This is a genomic window from Streptomyces sp. NBC_01454 (genome assembly GCF_036227565.1).
GTDB lineage: Bacteria > Actinomycetota > Actinomycetes > Streptomycetales > Streptomycetaceae > Streptomyces.
The window spans coordinates 7,715,094-7,734,611 of the sequence record NZ_CP109460.1 but is presented as its reverse complement, the minus strand read 5'-3'; the positions used below and the strand labels follow the sequence as shown (position 1 = coordinate 7,734,611).

Below are 19,518 nucleotides of genomic sequence, written 5' to 3'. Positions count from 1 at the left end.
ACCGCGTGCGCCGAGCCGCTCTCACCACCGCGTCGACCAGCGCCCTGGTCGTCCTGCTGCTCACTCTCAAGCCCCACCACAGCACCGGTCCGGCCGGCGGGATACCGCAGACGGGGGCCGCTCCGGCACCGGCACCGACCGGGCCGGCACACCGCAACACCGGCCACGGAAACGGCACCTACACCGGGGCCCCGGTTCCCACCCAGTACGGCACCGTGCAGGTCGCCATCACCGTCAAGGCCGGGCAGCTGTCGGCCGTCAAGGTGCTGCGGGCGCCCTCCGGGAACGGCCGCGACCGTGAGATCGCCGCCTACGCCCTGCCGCGTCTGACACATGAGGCCCTGAATGTGCACAGCGCGCATATCGACGCGGTGTCCGGCGCCAGCTACACCAGCGCGGGCTACGTCCGGTCCCTCCAGAGCGCACTGGACGAAGCCGGTGTCTGAGCAACCGCGCGGGCTGCGCCATGCCGAGCGGGCGATGGGCACCGTGTTCTCCTTCGACATCCGCGACGCACCCACCGCCGCCGTCGCCGCCGCCCTGCGGGACGCCGTCGCCTGGCTCCACCACGTCGATGACGTCTTCTCCACCTATCGTCCGGGCAGCGTCATCAGCCGGCTCGCCCGGGGCGACATCGGACCCGACGACTGCTCCCCCGAGGTACGGGAGGTCCTCGGCCTCTGCGCACGGACCCGCCACGCCACCGACGGCTGGTTCAGCCCGACACCGGGCGGCACCCTCGACCCGTCCGGCCTGGTCAAGGGGTGGGCCGTGGAACGCGCCGGGCAGATGCTGCGCGCGGCGGGCGCACGCCACACCTGTGTGAACGGCGGCGGCGACCTCCAGCTCAGCGGGGAGTCCGCCCCCGGCGTCCCCTGGCGCATCGGCATCGCCCACCCCCTGCGCCCCGGCGCACTGTGCACCGTCGTCACCGGTCGCGACCTGGCCATCGCCACCTCGGGGACAGCGGAACGCGGTGCCCACATCCTCGACCCGCACACCGGCGCGCCCGCCGACGGGCCCGCGTCGGTGACGGTGGTCGGCCGCCGGCTGACGCTGACCGACGCCTACGCGACGGCGGCCTTCGCCATGGGGGACCGTGCCCGCGACTGGCTGGAAGACCTGGACGGCTACGAGGGTTTCGCCGTCCTGCGGGACGGACGGACGTGGCGGACCAGCGGGTTTCCCGACGCGGAAAGCCGGCGTCCGCCCGGTGGTCAGGCGCGATGGACGTCGGCGGTGACGATCTCGCCGTTCTGAACGGTGTACGTACCGGTGAACCGGCCGTGCGAGCCGTCGGTCTGTGTCGCGTCGAAGGTCACCGTGATCTTGTTGCCGACCACGGAGTCGACGGAGACGACGTCCTGGTCGGTGCCTTGGGTGGCCGTCACGAAGCCGTCGTACGGCCGCCCCGAGGTGTTCTTCCCGCCGAGCGCCCACGCCGCTTCGAATTCATCGTTGTTGAGGGCCGCGAAGTACGCCTGGACCACGTCGATGGGATCGGGCTGTTGCCGGGCCGGGGCGGCCGCTGGGTGGGCCGCGCTCCCGACGGCGTGCGCCGGGGCGGTCGTCGTGGCCGTGACCGTCGGTGCCGCGGCGCCGGCGGGCGGCACGACGCCGAACAGGGCGCCGGCACCGGCAAGGGCCACGACCACCGCTGCCCGCACGAGCGTCACCCGCACGGTCTTCACCACGGAGGTCTCACATCCTGGAAGCTCCGTCATCGGACATCCCGGGGATTTGAGGGAGTGGGGGTGGGTTCTCGTTCCCATCGTGCGGTACGTGTGCCGGGGATGCACCTGCGGCCGGGAGCGGGGTGACGTGGCGCGTGCGCACGGTCACCGGACCGGCGTCGCGGTTGCGTGTGCTGCCCGCTCCCCGCCGGTCCCGCGCACGGTTCCCTCCGGTGCGCTCGCGTCATCCGCCCACCGCGCGATGCATCCGCCGGAAGCCGTCGAGCCCCGTTCCGCGGCGGTCGTGCCGTTCGCCCTGCGACTCGAATCCGAGACGCTGGTACAGCGCCCAGGCCCGGGTGTTGGAGCAGGAGACATCCCCTTCGAGATGGGTCAGGCCGGAGGCGCGGGCCAGGCGTTCCGCCTGTTGCACCATCAACGAGCCGTAGCCCTGGGAGCGGTGGGCCGGCCGTACGGACAGGTTCGCCATGAAGAGGGCGTGCGCGCTCGGCGGGGCGAACAGCCGGGAGACGGCCGCGCTCCGGCGCAGCACCGACCCCAGGCAGCGGGGCCCGAACCGGGCGGCGGACAGCAGGGTCTGCAGGCTCAGCGCGCCGTAGCGCTTCCCCCGGTACAGCGTCATGGTGGCCAGCACCTCGCCCTGGGGTGCGACCGCGAGGATCTGCTGGGCGTGCCCGAAGATTCCGCGTCCGCGCAGGAAGTCCCGCCGAAGCAGGGCCGCCGGGCCTCCCGGCACCCCGCCCATGGTGCGGTCGAGGAGGTCGCGGGAGGAGTCCCACATCAGGGGGACGACCTGGTCGGCGTCCGTCGGGCGGGCGGTGCGGAACTCGACGGTGAGGGGGGTGTTCATGGGTGCTCCGTGGGTCGGGTGGTGAGCGCCGTGCGCGCGGCGGCGCAGACGTGGTCCAGGGTGGGCCGGCGGATCAGGTCGCGCAGTCGGGCGTCGAAGGCGGGCTCGCCGGCGGGGCCGACCACGTCGGTGGCGACCGCGGCGAGCATGCGCAGCAGCGTCAGTGAGTCGCCGCCGAGCCGGTGGAAGTCGTCCTCCGGTGCGAGGCGCAGGCCCGGGTCGCCCAGGACGCGCGACCAGATCGCGGCGACGGCCGCTTCCACCGCGTCGGCGCCGGGGCCGGACGGCCGGTGCCCGTTCGCCGCCTCGTCGGGCCGCCCGGGCTCCGCTCGTGCGTCGTCGGCCGGACGGGCGCGGGTGAACGGGTCCGGGAGCGCCCGGACGTCGACCTTGCCGTTGACCGTCCACGGGAAGGCGTCCAGCACATGGACGGCCGCCGGGACCAGGTAGGGCGGCAGGTGCCGGGCGGCGTGCGCCCGCACGGCGTCCGGGGCGGCGGTGCCGGTGACGTAGGCACACAGCACGGGTTCGGCTCCCGCGCGCGGCGGGCGGGCGGTGACCACCGCGCGGCTCACGCCGGGGTGCCCTTCCAGCGCCGCCGCCACCTCGCCCGGCTCGATCCGGTGGCCCCGTACCGACAACTGGTCGTCGGTACGGCCGAGATAGCGCAGCACCCGGTCGGGCGTCAGCTGTGCCAGGTCGCCGGTGCGGTACACCCGGGTGCCGTCGGCGAGGTGCAGGAAGCGCTCCCGGTCGAGGTCCGGCCGGCCGAGGTAGCCGCGCGCCAGCTGGGCGCCCGCGAGGTGGAGCTCGCCCACCTCGCCCGGCGCGGTGAACCCGCCGTCGGCGTCCAGCAGGTACGCCTCGGTGTTGTCCACCGGCAGGCCGATCGGTACAGCCGGGAGGTCGCCGTCGCGCGCGGGGTCGAAGGTGTGCACGACGCAGCCGATGGTCGCCTCGGTGGGGCCGTACTCGTTGACGATCCGGCAGTCCGGGCCGAACATCCGCTGCGCCCGCGCGGCCACCGGGCCGCGCAGCTGCTCGCCGCCCACCACGAGCACCCGGAAGGGGTGCGGCTCGAGGCCGAGGGTGGTGATCAGGTCGAGGTGGGCGGGGGTGAGCTTGAGGGCGTTGGCGCCGGAGCGGGTCAGCAGGTGCCGGAGCGTGCGGTGGTCGGGCTCGTCCGGCACCAGGGCGATGCTGCCCCCGGCGGCCAGCGGCGCGAAGAGCGTGGTGCCGGTGAGGTCGAAGGCCAGTGACGTGAACAGCGCGAAGCGGGTGGCGGCATCGAGGTGGTACCGGTCGGTGGCCCAGTGCGTGTAGTTGACCAGCGCCCGGTGCTCGACCAGGACGCCTTTCGGGCGGCCCGTCGAGCCGGAGGTGTAGATGATGTAAGCGGCGTCGTCCGGCGCGGCCGCCCCGGGGTGCGGCCGTGCGCCGCTCACCGGCAGGTCGTCCAGGACGATCACGGAGCGGTCCGGGCCCGGCAGCGTCCGGTACTCCCGGCCGGCCAGACAGTGCGAGGCGCCCGCGTCGGCCAGGACCGCGGCGATCCGGGCCGGCGGATGCGCCGGATCCAGCGGCAGGTAGGCGGCACCCGCCTTGAGCACGCCCCACAGGCCGGCGACGGCCTCCGCGCTGCGGTCGGCGAGCAGCCCCACGACCGCTCCGCGGCCCACGCCCCGGCCGCGCAACTCCGCGGCCACCACGTCGGAACGGTGGTCCAGCTCCTGGTAGGTCACCGTGCCGTGGGGCCCGGTGAGCGCCACCGCGTCGGGGGCGCGGTCGACCTGCCGCCGCAGCAGGTCCGTCAGCGTCAGCGGGGGAACGGCACGCCGCGGGCCCACGGCCACCGGGCGGCGCCGGGCACGGGGCGACAGCGCTTCGCATACCGCGTCCAGCAGCGCCGCGGCCCGGGTGTCCGCACGGGGGCCGCCGGGGTGGGACATGACCAGTTCGGTACGGCCGGCGCATTCGACGGCGGTGAACGACAGCGGCACGAACGGCGCCTGGACCGGCAGTGCATACACGGTGCGGGCCTCGAAGCCCGGGGCGCTCACCTCGTGCGGGGCGATCCGTCCGAGGGTGGTGACCAGGGCCGAGCAGGGGTGGCGGCCGGCCGCCGTGGTGGCCGTGTGCGCGGCCGTCAGCAGTCCGGCGAGCGGGCCGAGCGGCAGCCGGATCGCCGACTCCTCCTCGCCGGCGGACAGTTCGCGCCGCTCCGCCAGGGCCCGCAGCAGCAGCTCGTGCCACTGTTCCCAGGGGTCGCCCGCCGTTCCGTCGAGGAAGACGGGGAGGCTGAGATTGGCGGTGGAGCGCAGCTGTGGGCGGTGCCGGCGCAGGTCCACCGGCACCATCACCCGGGTGTCGCCCGGGGTGAGGTCCGCGAGGGCGGCGGCGGTCTTCGCGACCAGGCCGGGGTGGGTGCCGTGCAGGGTCCGCCGCTGCCAGCGCGGTGGGTGGCTGCGGCGGACTCCCGCGAGCGGGGAGCGCCAGCGCGGGGTGACCGGCTCGCGCCGGGTCCCGCCGAGCGCGTCGAGCAGGGCGAGGTCGTGGACCGGTGACGGGGCCCCGACGGGTGCCTCGCCCCGCAGCGCCCGGAACACGTCCGCCATCCAGGCGAGCGCGCCCCGCGCGTCCATGACCGCGTGGTGGACGCGGAAGATCAGCGTGCTGGTGGCGCCCCCGGTGAGGACGGCCACCTCGCAGCTGCGGCCGTCGCCCGGGGCGAGCGGGGCGCCGAGGGCCGCGCCGAGGCGGTCCACGGTCCGTACGGCGGGGGGCCGTCCGGTGTCGGTCCAGATCCGGCCCCGGCGGCGCAGGCGTGCCCCGGGGCAGGCGTCGGACGCCTCGCCGACCGCCCGGCGCAGCGCGTCCGGGCCGATGCTGCCGCTGCCCTCGATCACGATCTGGACGGCGAACGGCGGAGCGAGCCGGCCGCCGGCGAGGTAGAGCCACTCGGTGGGTGAGACGGGCCGCTCGAAGCGGCCGCTCCCGGGCGGGCGGGCCGGTGCGGGCACCGGTTGCCCGTCAACGCGGGCCTGCTGGAGGGGGGTCATGACGATCCGTTTCGTGGTGCTCGGCTGCCGCGGTCGGTCCGGGCGGCAGCCCCGTGCGCTGTGCCGGGGAGCGGTCCCCGGTGCCGCTCGCGGCTCACCGGACGGCGCGTACGAAGGTCTCGGCGCCGCCGGCCGATTCGACCCAGGCGGCCAGCTGCCGCAGCCCGGTCTCCTGGTCGGTCTCCGGGGTGTATCCGAAGTCGCGGGCCGCGGCGCCGGTGTCGTAGGTGGTGGAGCGGGTGAGCAGGGCGACGGTGTAGCGGCTCAGCGGTGGGGCCACCCGGGCCCGCAGCGGGGGCAGTTTCCAGAGGTGGTCGACGGCCTCGGCCAGGGCGTCCCTGACCCGCGGCGGGACCGGGCGGCTGGGCGGCAGGCCGCCGAACATTCCCGCGAGCCGGGCCAGGAAGGCCCACAGGTCCGTGCGCTCCCGGTCGGCGAGGAAGTAGGCCCGGCCGCCGACCCGTTCGGGCGGGGCTGCGGCCGCCCGCAGGCAGGCCGCCACCGCGTTGTCGCAGTGGCACAGGGACACCTCGACGCGCTTGCCGGCGGCGAGGTCGGGCAGCCGGCCCGACCGCATCTTGGCGACCAGGCGCGGCAGGAAGCCGGAGTGGTCGCGCGGCCCCCAGATGCCGCGCGGGCGCAGCGCGACCGTGGTGAAGTCCGGCGCGTCCGCGGCCAGTACCCGCCGTTCCGCCGCGGCCTTCGTCTCGGAGTACAGATTGAGGAACCGGTCGGGGTAGGGGGTGCTCTCGTCGATGTCGAACCGGTCGCCGTCCCTGACCCGCATCAGCGCGCTGGGGCTGCTGACGAACACGAAGCGCTGGGCGCCGGCCCGCCGGGCGGCGTGCAGCAGCCGCTCGGTGCCGGTCACGTTGGCCTGCCAGAACTGGGCGCGGGTGCCGAAGTCCACCACCCGCGCCGCGCTGTGGTGCACGACGTCCACGCCCGCCACGGCACGGCGCAGCGAGTCGGCGTCCTCCAGGGAGCCGTGGACGAGTTCGACGCCGTCCAGGGTCCGCAGCCGGGAGAGGTCGCTGCTGCCGCGGACGAGGGCGCGTACGTGATGGCCCTCGGCCAGACAGCGGTCCACGAGGTGCCCGCCGAGGAAGCCGGACGCACCGGTCACCAGGACCTTCATGCCGCCTCCTCCCCCGCGTCCACGCTCCGGTGGGCGGGGGTGGCCGGGGGCAGGGTCCGCCACCAGGTCGCCCCGTAGAGCATGGTGAGGCCCACCGTCGCCGCGGTGCCCCGGCCGGCGGCACGTCCCCGCGGCAGGGCCTGGGGAAGCTGGGCGGCGTGCACCACGACGCTGAGGAAGGCATCGGCCCACCACAGGGCCGTCAGCACCGGGGAGTGGAACGGCCGTACGGCGCCGAGCAGCAGGAACGCCCAGCCCGCCAGCGGGATCGCGCGCAGTGCCGTGCGCCGGTGCCCTCTCCCGCGGCCGAGGTGCCGGCCGGCCCAGCGGGCCAGCTGTTCGCGGCCGATCTTCGCGTTGTGGCGGGGGTCGACGGGGAAGCCCGGGTGCCGCAGGAAGTCCTGTACGTGCCGGGTCTGCGGGTTTCCGGCGGCCAGTTCCCGCAGTTCGGGGACGAGGGTGCGCCACTGCTTCCGGCCGGTGCCCGGCTCGGTCTCCACGCAGAGCACCGGCCGTTGTGCGCCCGCCGCGCCGACGCCGACCAGCGCGGTGCGCCGGACGAGCGGGTGGGCGTGGAAGACGCCTTCGCAGCGGACGGTGTGCAGGTCGCCGTCGGCGGTGGTGACCCGCTGGGTGCGGCGCCCGGCGAACCACAGCCGGCCCTTGTCGTCCAGGCTGCCCAGGTCTCCCGTGCGGTGCCAGATCCGGGCCGCACCGCCGTCGCCGGGAGGCTCCTGGATCTTGTGCTGGGCGTCCGCCGCCGGGGCCGCGTGGTAGCGGCGGCTGACCGCGGCCCCGGCCACGGCGATCTCGCCGACCTCGCCCGGCCGGACGCGAAGTGCTCGCTCCCAGAGCGGCAGCGGCCCGTCGGTGGTCCGCACGATCCGGACGTCGACGCCGGGCACCGGCCGGCCCACACAGGTGCCGTCGCCCCGCGCCGCGCGCGCGGCCGTTTCACCCAGCAGTTCGGCGGACTCCAGGGAGGAGATCGGCAGCGCCTCGGTCGCGCCGTACGTCGTGTGGATCTCGGCCGCGTCGTCCAGCACGTCGCGCAGCAGGGCGACGAGCTCCGCGGGCACCGGCGCGCCACCGGAGACCACACAGCGCAGCTCCGGCAGTGCGGTGGGGTGTTGGCGGAGGTGCTCGCCGAGCACCCGCAGCAGCGCCGGGGAGGCGAACATGGTCGACACCCCGAACCGCTCCAGCGCGGCCACGACCGGGCCCGGGTCGGCGCCGGCCACCCGGGCGGGGGCCACCGGGGCCACCACCAGGGTGGAGCCGAAGACCAGGTCGAGGATGCCGTAGAGGGGCAGTGTGACCAGCGAGACCTCCTCGCGGCTGCGCCGGTGTGCGGAGGCGATGCCGCGGGCCATCGCGGCGGCCATCCGGTGGGTGTATTCCACGCCCTTGGCCGGCCCGGTGCTGCCGGTCGTGAAACCGATCATCAGCAGGTCGTCGGCGGCCGGCCGGCGCTCCGCCGCCTTCGGGGCGCCCGCCTGCTCGGCCGAAGGGGCAGGTCGGCGCAGCTCGTTGAGGGTGTGACCGCCCCAGAACCACCTGCGGCCCACGGTCACCCGGATCCGGGCATCGGCGAACGTACGGCGGCTGAGCACGCGGACGGCGTGCGCGGCCGGCGGCCCGATGAACGCCTCCGCGCCCACGGTGCGGTAGCAGTGCAGCATCCGACGCACGCCCATACCGGGGTCGACCACGACGGGCACGGCACCGATCCGGAACAGGGCGAAGGCGAGCGCGAACAGGTCCGGGCCCGGGGACGCCATCAGGACGGTCTTGGTGCCCCGCCCGATGCCGCTGCGGAGGAAGCCGGCCGCCAGGGTCTCGACCTGCTCCTGGAGCGCGCCATAGGTGAGCGTGCGGTAGTGGATGGTGCCGCCGGGCTCCGTGCCGTCCGGGTGGCGGATCGCGGGCTTGCCGGGGAAGGCCCGGGCGTGGTGCTCCAGGTATGAGGCGAGGTCCGGCAGCACCTCTTCCTGACGCTCTGTCAGCATGGCCATGGTGTCGTCCTCACCTCCCCTGGAGCGCATAGCTCGCGCACGCCGCGCTCGGCCCGGCGCCCACGGAGAGGAAGAGCAACTCCTCGTAGGCGTGCGGCAGTCCGCCGTCGAGGGCCGCGAGGTAGCCGAGGACGGGTGCCGCGGTGTGCGGCTCACCGGACCGCTCCGGGTCGCCGCCGGGCACACCTGCGGCCACGACGGAGGCAGGGTCGAGGTCCAGGCGCGCGGCGAGCCGGGCCGCGAAGTCCGGGGCCGGGCGGGAGCAGACGATCATCGTGCGCTCCGGGTCCAGGCCGTGCTCCGCGAGGTACTCCGTGACGGTGGCGGCCGCGAGGTCGAGCAGCCTCTCGGTCCGGTCCGCGTCCTGCTCGACGGTGATCAGGCCCCGGCCCCCGGCCCCCATCGCGGCCGTGTCCAGATACCCGGAGGTGCCCGCCGGGCCCTCCCCGCTCCGCAGGTGCACCGGCCCGAAGCCGGCCCCGGGATCGGTGGAGCGCTCCAGCAACAGCGCCCCGCCCAGGTCCTCGTACGGGTACGCCGGGTCATCGGCGGCCCGCCCGCCGGGATGCACGTCCGCCGCGGTCACCAGCACCCGGTCGGTGCTGCCGGTATCCAGCAGGGCCTGCGCCACCTGTACGGCGTTGAGCAGGCCGCAGGCGCCGTTCATCAGGTCGAAGGAGAAGCCGGCGCTCGGCACGGCGTCGGCGAGATAGTCCAGGTTGATGCCCGCCTCCTTCTGCACCATGGCCGCGAGGGCGGGTTCGAAGGTGTTGGACTCGCGGTAGACGCCGACGTTGATGAGCACCCCGACGGAGTCCGGTGACAGTCCCGTCCCGGTCAGACAGTCCCGGGCGGCCCGCCCGGCGAGTTGCACCGTGGTGGCGCGGGCGTCGGCGGGACGCGGCAGCGCGACCGAGGCAGCGGCGATGACGGTACCCATGGTTCACACCCCCATCGTGGAGATCGTTGCGGACAGGGCCCCGGCGACCACGCCCGAGGCGGCGGGCACCAGCAGGAACTTGCCGCCCTGCCGGGCCGTCCCGGCCTTCAGGTGCTCGCGCAGCGTCAGGAAGTGGGAGGTGGTGGCGGTGTTGCCGAACCGCTCGACCACCGACAGCGACCGGGGCATTTCCGTGCCGAACACCTCCTCGCCGGTGCGGTTGACGAACTCGACGAAGCGGGTGCCGACCTGGTGCTGCACGATGTAGTCGAACTCCTCATCGGCGAAGGTGCGGCCCTGCTTGGCCAGCACGTCCCCGTGGAAACTGGGCCAGAGCCGGAGCCGGTCCCGCTTGTGCATCTGTTTGTTGTCCGTGTAGAGCGCGATGCCGTCCGTGCGGTCGCTGGGCATGCCCAGGCACAGATGCGAGTACTCCGAGCAGGTCATCATCTCCACGTAGTGGATGCGGTCGGCCTCGTCGACCGACTCGTCGAGGATGACGGCCGCCGCCGAGTCGCCCACCGAGAGCGAGGCGAACTGCGGATCGTAGGAGTCGGTGATCTCGGCGGCCGCGGTCTGCGCCACCTTGGTGGCCTGCTCGCCGCTCACCACCAGGCCGTTCCTGGCCACACCGGCCCTGATGAGCCGGTCCAGCAGATACACGCCGGTCAGCATCCCGGCGCAGGCGTTGGACACATCGAAGTGGATCGCCTGGCGCGCACCCAGCTCACCGGCCAGCTGCCGGGCGAAGGACGGCTCGAAGGCGAACCGGCCGCCGTCCTGGAAGCGGGTGATGGACGCGGAGATCACCACGTCCAGCTCGCCGGCCGCGTAACGGGAGTTGCCCAGGCAGTCCCGGGCGGCCCGCAGCGCCAGACCGTAGGAGTCCTCGCCCGCCTCCGGCCGGTGGTCATGGACCCTCCGCTCGGCCACGCCCGTGATGCGCTGCAGGTCGAATTCCTGCGTACCGGACACCTGCGCCACCAACTCCGCAGTCGTCTGCACGGTGGGCGGCAGATAGGCGCCGAGCGCCTCTAATCGGCTGCTCCTGCTGGTCATCGTCCTCACTCCTTCTTTTCTTTGCCCCTGTGACGGGTACCGACGGCAGAGCCGGCAGGCACCGCAGGGGGCCGCACGGCGGGAGGTTCCTCCCGCACCGCCACCGAGGCAGCGCGAAGCGGGTGCCGGCCGTCGCACGACCGGGCACCGGCCGGCGGCGCGGCGATTCTCGGTGGAGGCCCTGCCCGGGGTCATGGCCCCGTTCGCGGCAGGAAGACTGCTGATTCCTACGGAGGCGGCGTCAGCGGCGCACCCCGCGATGCCGCGACCGGAGGGGACCGTCGGGTCCTGCCTCTCTGGCGCGGCGTCGATATTTACCGTATCCCGTGATCTGCCGGCATGACCTGACATGGCGCATGAGGTTGATCACTGAGGCGATTGCGTGGGTGCCCGGAACCAAAACCCCGCCACGAACGACGTGGGTGTGCGCCGCCCCTCGCGCCCTCAGCCGGGCGAATGCGAGGGGGCTCAGTGTGTTACCGGGGCGACGTGAGCCCCGGTGGTCACAGGAAAGCCGAGACGAGTTCCGTCACGGCGTCGGCCTGGGTGTCCACGAAGAAGTGGCCGCCCTGGACCGGGTGGAGGGCGAACGACGCGGTCGTCCGGGTGGCCCAGCCCGCCATCTGTTCCGCGGTGGCGCGGTCGTCCTCGGTACCCGCCAGCGCGAGGATCGGCACGTCGAGCGGCGGCTCGTCGCGGTCGCGGTAGGACTCCACGATCGCGAAGTCGGCACGCAGGGCCGGCAGCAGCAGGCTCATCAGATCCGGCTGGGCGAGCACCGCTTCGGGCGTCCCGCCCAGCTCACGCAGCGCCGCGGTGAACTCGTCGTCGGGCAGCCCGCTGACCCGACGGAACCGCCACGGCAGCGCCGGTGCCTGGCGGGCGGACACCACCAGGCCCTGCGGCATGGGCAGACCGCGCCGCCTGATCTCCAGGCACAGTTCGTAGGCGACCGTGGCCCCGAGGCTGTGGCCGAACACTGCGTACGGCCGCTGCGGTATCCGCGGGAGGGCGTCCGCGAGCGGCGTCAGCAGCGACGGCAGATCACGGCAGGGTTCCTCGGTGAAGCGGTGGCCGCGGCCCGGCGGCGTCATGGCGCGCACCTCGACCGACGGGCCGAGCAGTTCCCCCCAGCGCCGGTAGGTCTGGGGACCGCCGCCGGCATAGGGGAGGCAGAGCAGGGACCGCTCGGCGAGCGGGGCGGGCTCTCCGGTCCACCAGGGAGCGGCAAGGGAACCTGTGATGCCGAACATCTGCGCGTCCTCGTTCCGACGACGGCGGGCCGGCCGCCAAGTGGACTACTGCTCCTCGTGGTTCACCACGACAAGGAAGCCGGCAAGCGCTTCGCGCCCGATCACTTCGCCCGGCATTTTACACGTCCGGGGAGCAGGCGACCCGGGCCAAGGCAGCCCGGAGGAACCGGACTCGGAGACCTCGGACGGCCGACCACGACGCCGCCGGGTCAGGCACGGTGTGCTTCGTCCGACGTCAGTGCGGCGTAGGCCTGGAGCCGGTCGGGGTCCCGTACGGAAACGTCGACGCGCAGGGCCGTGAACGGCCCCTCCAGTCCTACCAGGCACGGTGCCTGATGGAGCGTCAGTCGGTCGCCGGGAGAGAGGGTGCCGTCGAGGACGGCCTCGGACAGCAGATGGTTGAGGTGTACCAGGCCGGCGCCGAGCGTGACGCCGGCCGTGGCCACATGGAGTGCGTGGTGCACCGGGGCGCGTTCGCCGGAGCCGGCGCCGGGCGGCAGTTCCACCACCGTGGGCGGGGCGACGGGCAGGCCGGCCGGGGCGGTGAAGAGTTTGAGCAGGCGCCGCAGGGCCGTGCTGTCGCCGGCCGGCGCGGGCCCGAACCACGCGGCTGCCCCGTCGTCGGCGACATGGCCGAACCTGAACCGCTCCGCGAGGTTCTCCGGATTGCCGGCCAGGAAGACGGTACGGGTGAAGTCCCGGCGCCAGGCCGCGGCCGCGGGCGGGGCGACCCGGTGGGCGAACGCGCAGGTGGCGCGGATCCAGGCGGGCAGGTCCAGGCTCCGCAGCACGCAGACCGTCAGCACCCGGGGCTCCTCGGCGTCCCGGGCGAGCTCCTGCCGGGCGGCCATCAGTCCGGTGGCGCTCAACAGGTCGCTGCGGGGGGCAAGTTCGGGCCGCGCTTCACGGATACGGCGGGCCGCCTCGGCCCGCAGCAGGTCCTGGGAGATGATCACAGGTAGACCGCTTTCAGGAGGTCCGGAGCGGGTGGCGGGCGGCGCCTGGCGAGCAGGGCGGCGGTCAGCCGGTAGGGGTTGACGTGGAGGTGATCGCCGCGGTGGCGCGCCAGCACCTCGGGAAGCGGCGCGGGGTCGGGGGCCCGGTCCGTCGACAGCAGCCGCTCGGCACGCGCCAGGCTGTGCCGGAGCACCTCGTGCCGGAAGGACTGCTGCTGGCCCGCGCCGAGCACGGCGATGAAGTACAGGCGCATGCCCAGACGCAGCACCGGGTCGTCATACTCGGCGCCCACCCGCTCCAGCAGGGCCCCGACGGTGTAGCCCTGCCAGCCGCCGTGGCGTGCAGAGCGGATGTGGCCCTCGATGGGGACCCGGCCCAGGGTGACCCGGCGCACCGTGGCCCCGTACGCGGACAGGACGCGTTGCAGCAGCAGGTAGTCGGCCTCCAGTTCACGGTCGCAGAGCAGCACGACCTCGTCGAACCCGGGTACCAGCGGCAGAAGTTCCCGCAGGACACAGGCCAGGTAGTTGGGCCGGCCATGGGCGTCGGCGATCTGGCGCAGGGGCAGCCCGTCGCGGGTGGCGTCGAGGAACACCGGGCTGCCGTAGGCGCGCAGATCGAGGCAGCGGCCGCGCGAGGCGAGGGCGGCGATGGTCTCCTCCAGCCCCAGGGCGGGCGGCTGGTGGGCCCGCAGCCCGGGGTCGTGCATGCCCAGGCGCCGGTAGTGCGCGGCCCACAGTTCGAGCACCCTGGCGCCGGCCGGATGGACCCAGCCGTGCTGCTCCACCGCTTCGGCGTACGGCCGCAGGGCGGTGGCGTCCGGCCGGTGCCCGGCGGCGCGGTGGGCGACGTACAGCTCGCCGATCTGCTCCTCGGACAGGGCCGAGTAGTCGGCGTCCCCCTCGGTGCGGTCGAGGTACTCCCAGAAGCCGAGGGTCTGTTCGGTGAGGTGGTAGGTGGTGGGGCTGTAGCGGTAGGTGACGTCGGTCAGCCCGGCGCTGGCCCGGTACATGACGTCGGTCCACAGCAGACCCTTGAGGTGGCTGGGGGTCAGCGGTTTGGAGGGGGTGACGGTGATCGGGGCCAGCAGGACGCGGGGGCGGCCCGTCGCGGGTTCCTCGGCGTCATCGCGGCACCGGACGCCGTCGGCTCGTTCCCGTTGGTGCACGGCGGACATCTACGCGGCTCCGTCCGTCGTCGTCGGGGTGTGGGGCGCTTCCCCCTGGCCAGGCGCCCGCGGCGGCACCGGGGCGGAGTCGCGGACGGCCGTGCCCGCCTCCGCGTCCCCCTCCGCGTCCCCCTCCGGCCGACCGGACGGCGCGGGGGCCCGTGCCAGGAGGCGTAGCCGGCGTCCGTCGCTGCTCAGCGCGACGACGGTGGCCGGACCGGTGGCCGCACCGTCGACGCTGCCCTGGACGATCACGGGGCCGGCCATGTCACTGCCTCACTCCGTGCACGAAGAACACCCGTCGCACGCCGGTCTCGGTGCGCGGCGGCACCGGGTCCGGCCAGCGGCCGAAGTCCGCGCCGGGCTCTCCCGGCTGGAGTGCCTCGGCCCGGAATCCGTGGTCGCCGAGGACCGCCTCGGGCTCGTCGGTGCCGAACCGCCACGGGCAGCCCCAGCCGGCGAACACCTCGAGCAGCGCGCGCATGTCGGGCCGGGTCAGTGCCGCCGTGTTGACGAGGTCCGCGGCGATCCGGCTGCCCGGCGCCATGAGGGCCGCCACCCGGCCCAGGATGCGGTGCACCTCGTCGTGGCGGAGGTAGTAGAGGAGACCTTCCAGCAGCCAGACCGACGGCCGGGCGGGGGTGTAGCCGGCCGCCAGGAGCGTGTCCTCCCAGTCGGGAGCCGTGAGGTCCACGGCCACCGTGCGGTGCTCGACGCGCGGCGGCACCCCGCGCAGCCGCTGCTCCTTGAGCGCGAGCACGGCCGGCCGGTCCAGTTCGAAGTAGCGGGTGTGGGCGGGCCAGTCGAGGCGGTAGGCGCGGGAGTCCATCCCCGCCGGTGCGAGCACGACCTGGGAGGTCTGCGGGTCGTGTGCCTCCCGTTGGAGGTAGTCGTCGAAGAAGCGGGTGCGGAGGGCGTTGTAGTCGGGTGTGCTCGGCACGCCGCTCCGGTCGTCGCGCGGTGCGGTGGCGTCGCGCATCTCCCCCAGCAGCTGGCGGCCGGTGTCGCCGGCCAGCCGGGCCGCGTAGGGATCGGTGTAGAGCCGGTCCGCGCGGCCGCTCTCCACCGCGCGCAGGGCGGCCGTCAGCAGCGCCGTCCGCTCGACGGCGTCCAGTGTCCCGGTCATCGCTGTCCTCCCCGGCCGGTCCGTGCCGAGCCGGTCAGTCGTTCCCACAGTGCGGGGGCTTGCCGGAAGAGCCGGTCCTTCACCTGCGTCGGCCGGATGCCGGAGGCGACTGCCGTGTGCCAGTCGTGCAGGAAGGCGTCCTCGGCCAGCAGCCGCACGGTCAGGGGCCGCAGGCGTCCGGCGGACCGGGCCGCGCGGTAGGCGGGTGCTTCGGCACCGATCGCGGTGTCGAGCAGGGCCGCGAAGCGGGTGGTCTCGGCGTCGGACCAGGCGCCACGGGGTGCCAGGGCGAACTCGTAGTGCGGCTGTGCTCCGTTCGCCTCCCGCACCCGGCAGGCGGCATTGCGCAGATCGAGTCCGGTCCCCCGGGCCGCGGCGGCGAGCGCCCGGAGGACCTGAGCCTCACGGAGCCGTTCGCCCGCCGCGTCCGAGCGGGTGGCCCGGCCCGCGTAGGCGACGCGCGGTACCCCGTCGACGTGGTCGACGACCCGCACCACATCGCCCACGGCATAGCGGTACAGCCCCCCGATGTGGCTGAAGACGACGTGGTAGTCGCGTCCCTGCTCCAGCTCGTCGAGGGTCAGCGTCGCGGCGTCCGGCCCGATGTCGTCATCGGCGTCCAGGAACTCGTACGCCGCGGCGGTGACCGTGAGGGAACCGGCGGACTCGTGGCGGTCGAGGGCCACCGCGACCGGACCCTCCGAGGCGGCGACGGGCGCCGGCAGCGAGGCCACGCCGGTGCCGAACTCCTCGCGCAGGCGCGGCAGGTACAGCGAGGCCATGCCGGTGGTCCAGCAGAACAGCGCCCGCATGTGCGGCCACACATGGGCCGGGCGGATCGCGCCGAAGTGGCCGGCGAGACGCTCCAGTGCGCGGGCCCGCTCGGGGTCGGGGGTGGTGTGCGGCAGGCCGCCCAGGGTGCCGTCACGGATCTCCTTGACCAGCCGCGGCCACCACAGGGTGAGCTGGTGCGGCAGGGCGGCGACCATGGCCGGGTTGATGCCGATCACACAGCGCACATCGCGCTGCACCGCGAGCCGCAGCCGGAGATACGCCTTCTCCAGGTGGTCGTTCGGCTCGACCGCCGGCGGCAGGGTGCCCCAGGGGGCTCCGGTGCCGGGCTCCGCCGACAGCGGCTCCCCGAACTTCGCGCCGAAGTCCACCTGGCTGGCGCCCACATGAAGACGCCCGGAGGCGGTGGTCGGCGGGGCGGACAACGGATCGTGCTTCAGGTTCAGCACCGCGTCCGGGCGGGCGAGCACGTCGGGAAAGTGCTCGGCGAGGGGTGCCCAGGCCGCGTAGTAGAACGGGAAGAAGGTGGACCGCATGAAACGGGGGGTGACCGGGATCTTTTTGTGCGCGCCGGTGGTTCCGCTGCTGGTGAAGTACACGGCCGGATCGTCGGCGCTGAGCACATTGCGCTCCCCCGCCGCCATCCGCTCGATCCGGGACGACAGGGCCGCATAGTCGTTGATCGGTACGGCCTTGCGGAAGTCGTCCAGCGTACGGACCGAGGAAAAATCATGGGAACGGCCGTATTCGGTGCCGGCGTTGAATTCCAGGAGCTCGGCCAGCACCCGTTGCTGGTGGGCCGCGGCCTCGGTGAGCGCGGCGCGGATCGTGTCCCGCTCGCCGAAGACCCGGCGGCGATAGCGGTGGATTCGGTCCGGGTCGGCCCAGGTGTCAGAGGCAGGCATCGGCGACCGCCTCCCGGATGTCCTGGGCGACCCGCGACGCCTGCCCGTTCCCGGCCTCCGCGAGGCCGGTCACGGGCAGCGGTTCGATCTCTTCCCAGAGGGTTTTGTGCAGGTCCGACTGGAAGCTTTCGAACGCCATCCGGTCCGCCTTTTCGCCGTAATACTCAAGGGGGTTGAGGTCGCGTCCCTTTCCGCAGCGACGCCAGGCCGTCTCGGGTGACACCTCGAGATAGAGGACCCGGCGCGGCCGGGGAAAGGTCCGCCACCAGTCGTACAGGGGGTGTTCGTCCACGCCGGAAAGACGGCACTTGGCGAGAATCTTGTAGAAGTACGAGTCCACCACGATCGGTGTGCCGTCCGTGCTGCGCAGGATGCTGTCCCGCAGATGGAGCACCGCGGTCTGCAGCAGCGTCAGCATGAAGTCGGCCGAGTAGGCACGGTGCAGGGCCGGCACCACCTCACCGACCAGTTCCCGCCGGAGCCGGGAGATCAGGGAGTGACCGGGGGTGAGGAATGCGTCATCGGCGGAGACGATCCGCCAGTCGGGTTCGCGGCGCGACAACTCCGTCAGCGCGGAGGATTTTCCCGCGTAATCCGGGCCGAGCACGACACAGAATGTGGGGACCGGCCGGGACCCGCCCGACTCGCTCCCGTACGGCGGAAGTCCCGCACCCGCATCGGAATCAACTGCACTCATACAAGGTCGACCGTCCATTTCTGGGAACCGGACCATCCGAACGGCGGGCGCCACCCGAGCGCCCGACGGAATCGTCAGCCGGCCGGCAATGGGCCCCGGGCACCATTCGTCCAGCCGATGCGGCCGTACCTCAAGAGTTGGGCAAACTGTTTAGTTGTTTTGTTGAAGATCCCCCTGTGCTGTTCACCCCCGTGCCCGATTGCCCCGGAGAGCCACGCGTGCCGGCACGCGCGCACGGGTGGCCGGTCCAAGCCCTCTGCGGGCCCGCTCGTGGTATGCCCGTAGGGAGGGAGCGGTCCTGACGAGGCAGAGGTGAGCGTGTGAGAGAGGTTCGGGCATCCGGGGTGCGGGGCCTGCTGAGAATCCGTCCGACGCCGCGGTGGGTCGTTCCCCTTTTCACCGGGCTGGGGTTGGCACTCGTTCCCTGGACCCTCTATCTGGCGATCACCCTCCCCCGGCGGGCCACCCTGGATTCGTACGACGCACCGTGGGTGGGATTCGACATCGGGCTGGCCGGGCTCATTCTGCTCACGGCGGTACTCGCCCACCGCCGGCACCGGCATCTGAATCTCGCGGCCGTGGCGGTCACGACCATGCTGGTGGCCGACGCCTGGTTCGATGTGATGACCACTCCCGGCGGAGCGGCGGGTGGCATCGCCATCGCCCTGGTCACCGCGTTCGCCATCGAACTTCCCCTGGCGGGACTGTCGTTGTGGATCGCGTTGACGGCCGGCGAGCGGATCGGCGCGAAGACTCCCGGATCGTCCCGCGGTGACGGCACTGCCCGGCGGGATGCCCCCTCGGATCCGCCGGGCTGACGACGACACCGGGCGCCTGCGCCCCGCCGGCCGCCGCTCACGGCCACGAGAACTGCTGACGGGTCAGAGCTGCGCGAGGCCCGGCATCAGGTGCAGCGCGTTGTCCCGGTTGATGCCGCGCCGCTGGCTGTCGGTGAGTGCCGGATCGCGGTCAAGGGCCGGGGCGACGACATCGGTGATGAGGTCGGCCGAGGTGGGGGGCCAGTCGGTGCCGTAGAGGATCCGGTCGGGGTCGACGGTGGAGATGAGTGTGGGGGTGGCGGAGGGGGACATCGGGGCGGCGGTGTCGTAGTAGAAGCGATGCAGGTAGTCGCGGACACGGGCGGGCTCGATTTTCGGGGTGAGCAGGTGCCCGAAGAGCTCCAGGCGCGTGGCCATGTAGGGCAGGAAACCACCGCCGTGGGGAAGGATGAACGAGAGGTTCGGGTAGCGGTCCAGGGTCCCGTTCAGGATGAGGCTGATGGCCGCGCGGGTGGTGTCCAGCAGGAAGTCGCACAGGAAGGGCGGCAGCCCCGGCATCACCGGCCCCGAGGGCATCTCCATGGGGTGGGTGCTGACGACCGCCGCTCGTTCATTGAGTTCGGCGAGCAGCGGTTCGTGGGCCGGGTTGCCGAGGTATTCGCCCTTCATGCTGGTGCGGGTGCTCACACCGACGGCGCCGTGGTCGTCGAGGCCCTTGCGCACGGACCAGCTCGACGTCTCGAGGTCGTCGAGGAAGACCGGGGTGAAGAAGGCGAAGCGCCGGGGGTGGGCCTGTGCGAGATCGGACATCGCCTGCAGCGAGATGTGCAGGCCTTCCTTGCGCTGGTGGGGGTCCTGCGAGGGGCTGCCCGGCATGGCAGCGGTCAGAATGCTGGTGCTGATCCCCGCCTTGCTCATCATGCCAAGCGTGGTGTCCTCGTCCCAGTGAGCCCACCAGGGCAGCTTTTCGCGTCGCGTCAGGCCCTTGTTCTCGGCCCAGTCGATCCAGGCCGGTGCCGTGAAGTGGTGGTGTACGTCCACCCGGCCCTGCCCGGTGCTGTGGTCGCCTCGGGGCGCGTTCCCTGC

General features: G+C 73.5%; 18 protein-coding genes. 3 read left to right on the top strand and 15 right to left on the bottom strand.

The features are described from left to right. Nucleotides 1–5: 5 nt before the first annotated feature. Both OIU81_RS34040 and OIU81_RS34035 read left to right on the top strand, forming a co-directional pair. Nucleotides 6–446: an FMN-binding protein gene (locus OIU81_RS34040; protein ID WP_329154046.1), complete on the top strand. Its 441-nt coding sequence runs from the start codon at nucleotides 6–8 to the stop codon at nucleotides 444–446. Between the two features lie 34 nt (nucleotides 447–480). Further along, a complete protein-coding gene (locus tag OIU81_RS34035; RefSeq protein ID WP_443074177.1) occupies nucleotides 481–1,260 on the top strand; it encodes an FAD:protein FMN transferase in 780 nt (259 codons plus the stop codon). On the opposite strand, the gene OIU81_RS34030 is transcribed toward OIU81_RS34035, so the two are convergent. The 14 genes from OIU81_RS34030 to OIU81_RS33965 all read right to left on the bottom strand — a co-directional run bounded on the left by OIU81_RS34030 (nucleotide 1,218) and on the right by OIU81_RS33965 (nucleotide 17,563). Then, on the bottom strand, nucleotides 1,218–1,724 hold the full coding sequence (locus tag OIU81_RS34030; RefSeq protein WP_329331534.1) for a hypothetical protein: 507 nt from the start codon (nucleotides 1,722–1,724) through the stop codon (nucleotides 1,218–1,220). The two genes, OIU81_RS34035 and OIU81_RS34030, sit on opposite strands and share 43 nt — an antisense overlap. Before the next feature lie 193 nt (nucleotides 1,725–1,917). Then, the gene (locus OIU81_RS34025; protein WP_329154041.1) at nucleotides 1,918–2,544 is read right to left on the bottom strand and encodes a GNAT family N-acetyltransferase; all 627 of its coding nucleotides are present in this window, start codon (nucleotides 2,542–2,544) and stop codon (nucleotides 1,918–1,920) included. Then, nucleotides 2,541–5,603: a non-ribosomal peptide synthetase gene (locus OIU81_RS34020; protein ID WP_329154040.1), complete on the bottom strand. Its 3,063-nt coding sequence runs from the start codon at nucleotides 5,601–5,603 to the stop codon at nucleotides 2,541–2,543. Before OIU81_RS34020 ends, OIU81_RS34025 begins: the two co-directional genes overlap by 4 nt. A 94-nt stretch (nucleotides 5,604–5,697) precedes the next feature. Further along, nucleotides 5,698–6,741, bottom strand: coding sequence for an NAD-dependent epimerase/dehydratase family protein (locus OIU81_RS34015; RefSeq protein ID WP_329154038.1), 1,044 nt, complete (start codon nucleotides 6,739–6,741; stop codon nucleotides 5,698–5,700). Next, a complete protein-coding gene (locus OIU81_RS34010; protein WP_329154036.1) occupies nucleotides 6,738–8,756 on the bottom strand; it encodes a fatty acid CoA ligase family protein in 2,019 nt (672 codons plus the stop codon). Before OIU81_RS34010 ends, OIU81_RS34015 begins: the two co-directional genes overlap by 4 nt. Nucleotides 8,757–8,766: 10 nt before the next feature. Next, nucleotides 8,767–9,696 carry a hypothetical protein gene (locus OIU81_RS34005; RefSeq protein WP_329154034.1) on the bottom strand — a complete coding sequence of 310 codons (930 nt, stop codon included), beginning with the start codon at nucleotides 9,694–9,696 and terminating at the stop codon, nucleotides 8,767–8,769. 3 nt (nucleotides 9,697–9,699) lie between these two features. Beyond that, nucleotides 9,700–10,755 (bottom strand): 3-oxoacyl-ACP synthase III family protein, encoded by a 1,056-nt coding sequence (locus tag OIU81_RS34000; RefSeq protein WP_329154033.1) that lies wholly within the window; start codon nucleotides 10,753–10,755, stop codon nucleotides 9,700–9,702. Nucleotides 10,756–11,258: 503 nt separating this feature from the next. Further along, nucleotides 11,259–12,008, bottom strand: coding sequence for a thioesterase II family protein (locus tag OIU81_RS33995; RefSeq protein WP_329154031.1), 750 nt, complete (start codon nucleotides 12,006–12,008; stop codon nucleotides 11,259–11,261). Between the two features lie 209 nt (nucleotides 12,009–12,217). Beyond that, nucleotides 12,218–12,964 (bottom strand): DUF6182 family protein, encoded by a 747-nt coding sequence (locus OIU81_RS33990; protein ID WP_329154030.1) that lies wholly within the window; start codon nucleotides 12,962–12,964, stop codon nucleotides 12,218–12,220. Further along, nucleotides 12,961–14,142: a hypothetical protein gene (locus OIU81_RS33985; RefSeq protein ID WP_329154029.1), complete on the bottom strand. Its 1,182-nt coding sequence runs from the start codon at nucleotides 14,140–14,142 to the stop codon at nucleotides 12,961–12,963. Before OIU81_RS33985 ends, OIU81_RS33990 begins: the two co-directional genes overlap by 4 nt. Next, nucleotides 14,143–14,400 (bottom strand): hypothetical protein, encoded by a 258-nt coding sequence (locus tag OIU81_RS33980; protein WP_329154028.1) that lies wholly within the window; start codon nucleotides 14,398–14,400, stop codon nucleotides 14,143–14,145. It abuts the gene before it with no gap. A 1-nt stretch (nucleotide 14,401) separates the two neighbouring features. Further along, on the bottom strand, nucleotides 14,402–15,259 hold the full coding sequence (locus OIU81_RS33975; RefSeq protein ID WP_329154027.1) for an SAM-dependent methyltransferase: 858 nt from the start codon (nucleotides 15,257–15,259) through the stop codon (nucleotides 14,402–14,404). After that, on the bottom strand, nucleotides 15,256–16,956 hold the full coding sequence (locus OIU81_RS33970; protein WP_329154026.1) for a GH3 family domain-containing protein: 1,701 nt from the start codon (nucleotides 16,954–16,956) through the stop codon (nucleotides 15,256–15,258). Before OIU81_RS33970 ends, OIU81_RS33975 begins: the two co-directional genes overlap by 4 nt. Beyond that, on the bottom strand, nucleotides 16,943–17,563 hold the full coding sequence (locus OIU81_RS33965; RefSeq protein WP_329154025.1) for a hypothetical protein: 621 nt from the start codon (nucleotides 17,561–17,563) through the stop codon (nucleotides 16,943–16,945). Before OIU81_RS33965 ends, OIU81_RS33970 begins: the two co-directional genes overlap by 14 nt. A gap of 500 nt (nucleotides 17,564–18,063) precedes the next feature. Here OIU81_RS33965 and OIU81_RS33960 point away from each other — a divergent pair, with 500 nt between their 5' ends. Next, nucleotides 18,064–18,471 (top strand): hypothetical protein, encoded by a 408-nt coding sequence (locus tag OIU81_RS33960; protein ID WP_329154024.1) that lies wholly within the window; start codon nucleotides 18,064–18,066, stop codon nucleotides 18,469–18,471. Between the two features lie 63 nt (nucleotides 18,472–18,534). Here the strand turns inward: OIU81_RS33960 and OIU81_RS33955 are convergent, their stop codons facing one another. Continuing rightward, nucleotides 18,535–19,473 (bottom strand): amidohydrolase family protein, encoded by a 939-nt coding sequence (locus OIU81_RS33955; RefSeq protein ID WP_443074176.1) that lies wholly within the window; start codon nucleotides 19,471–19,473, stop codon nucleotides 18,535–18,537. Nucleotides 19,474–19,518: the final 45 nt, after the last annotated feature.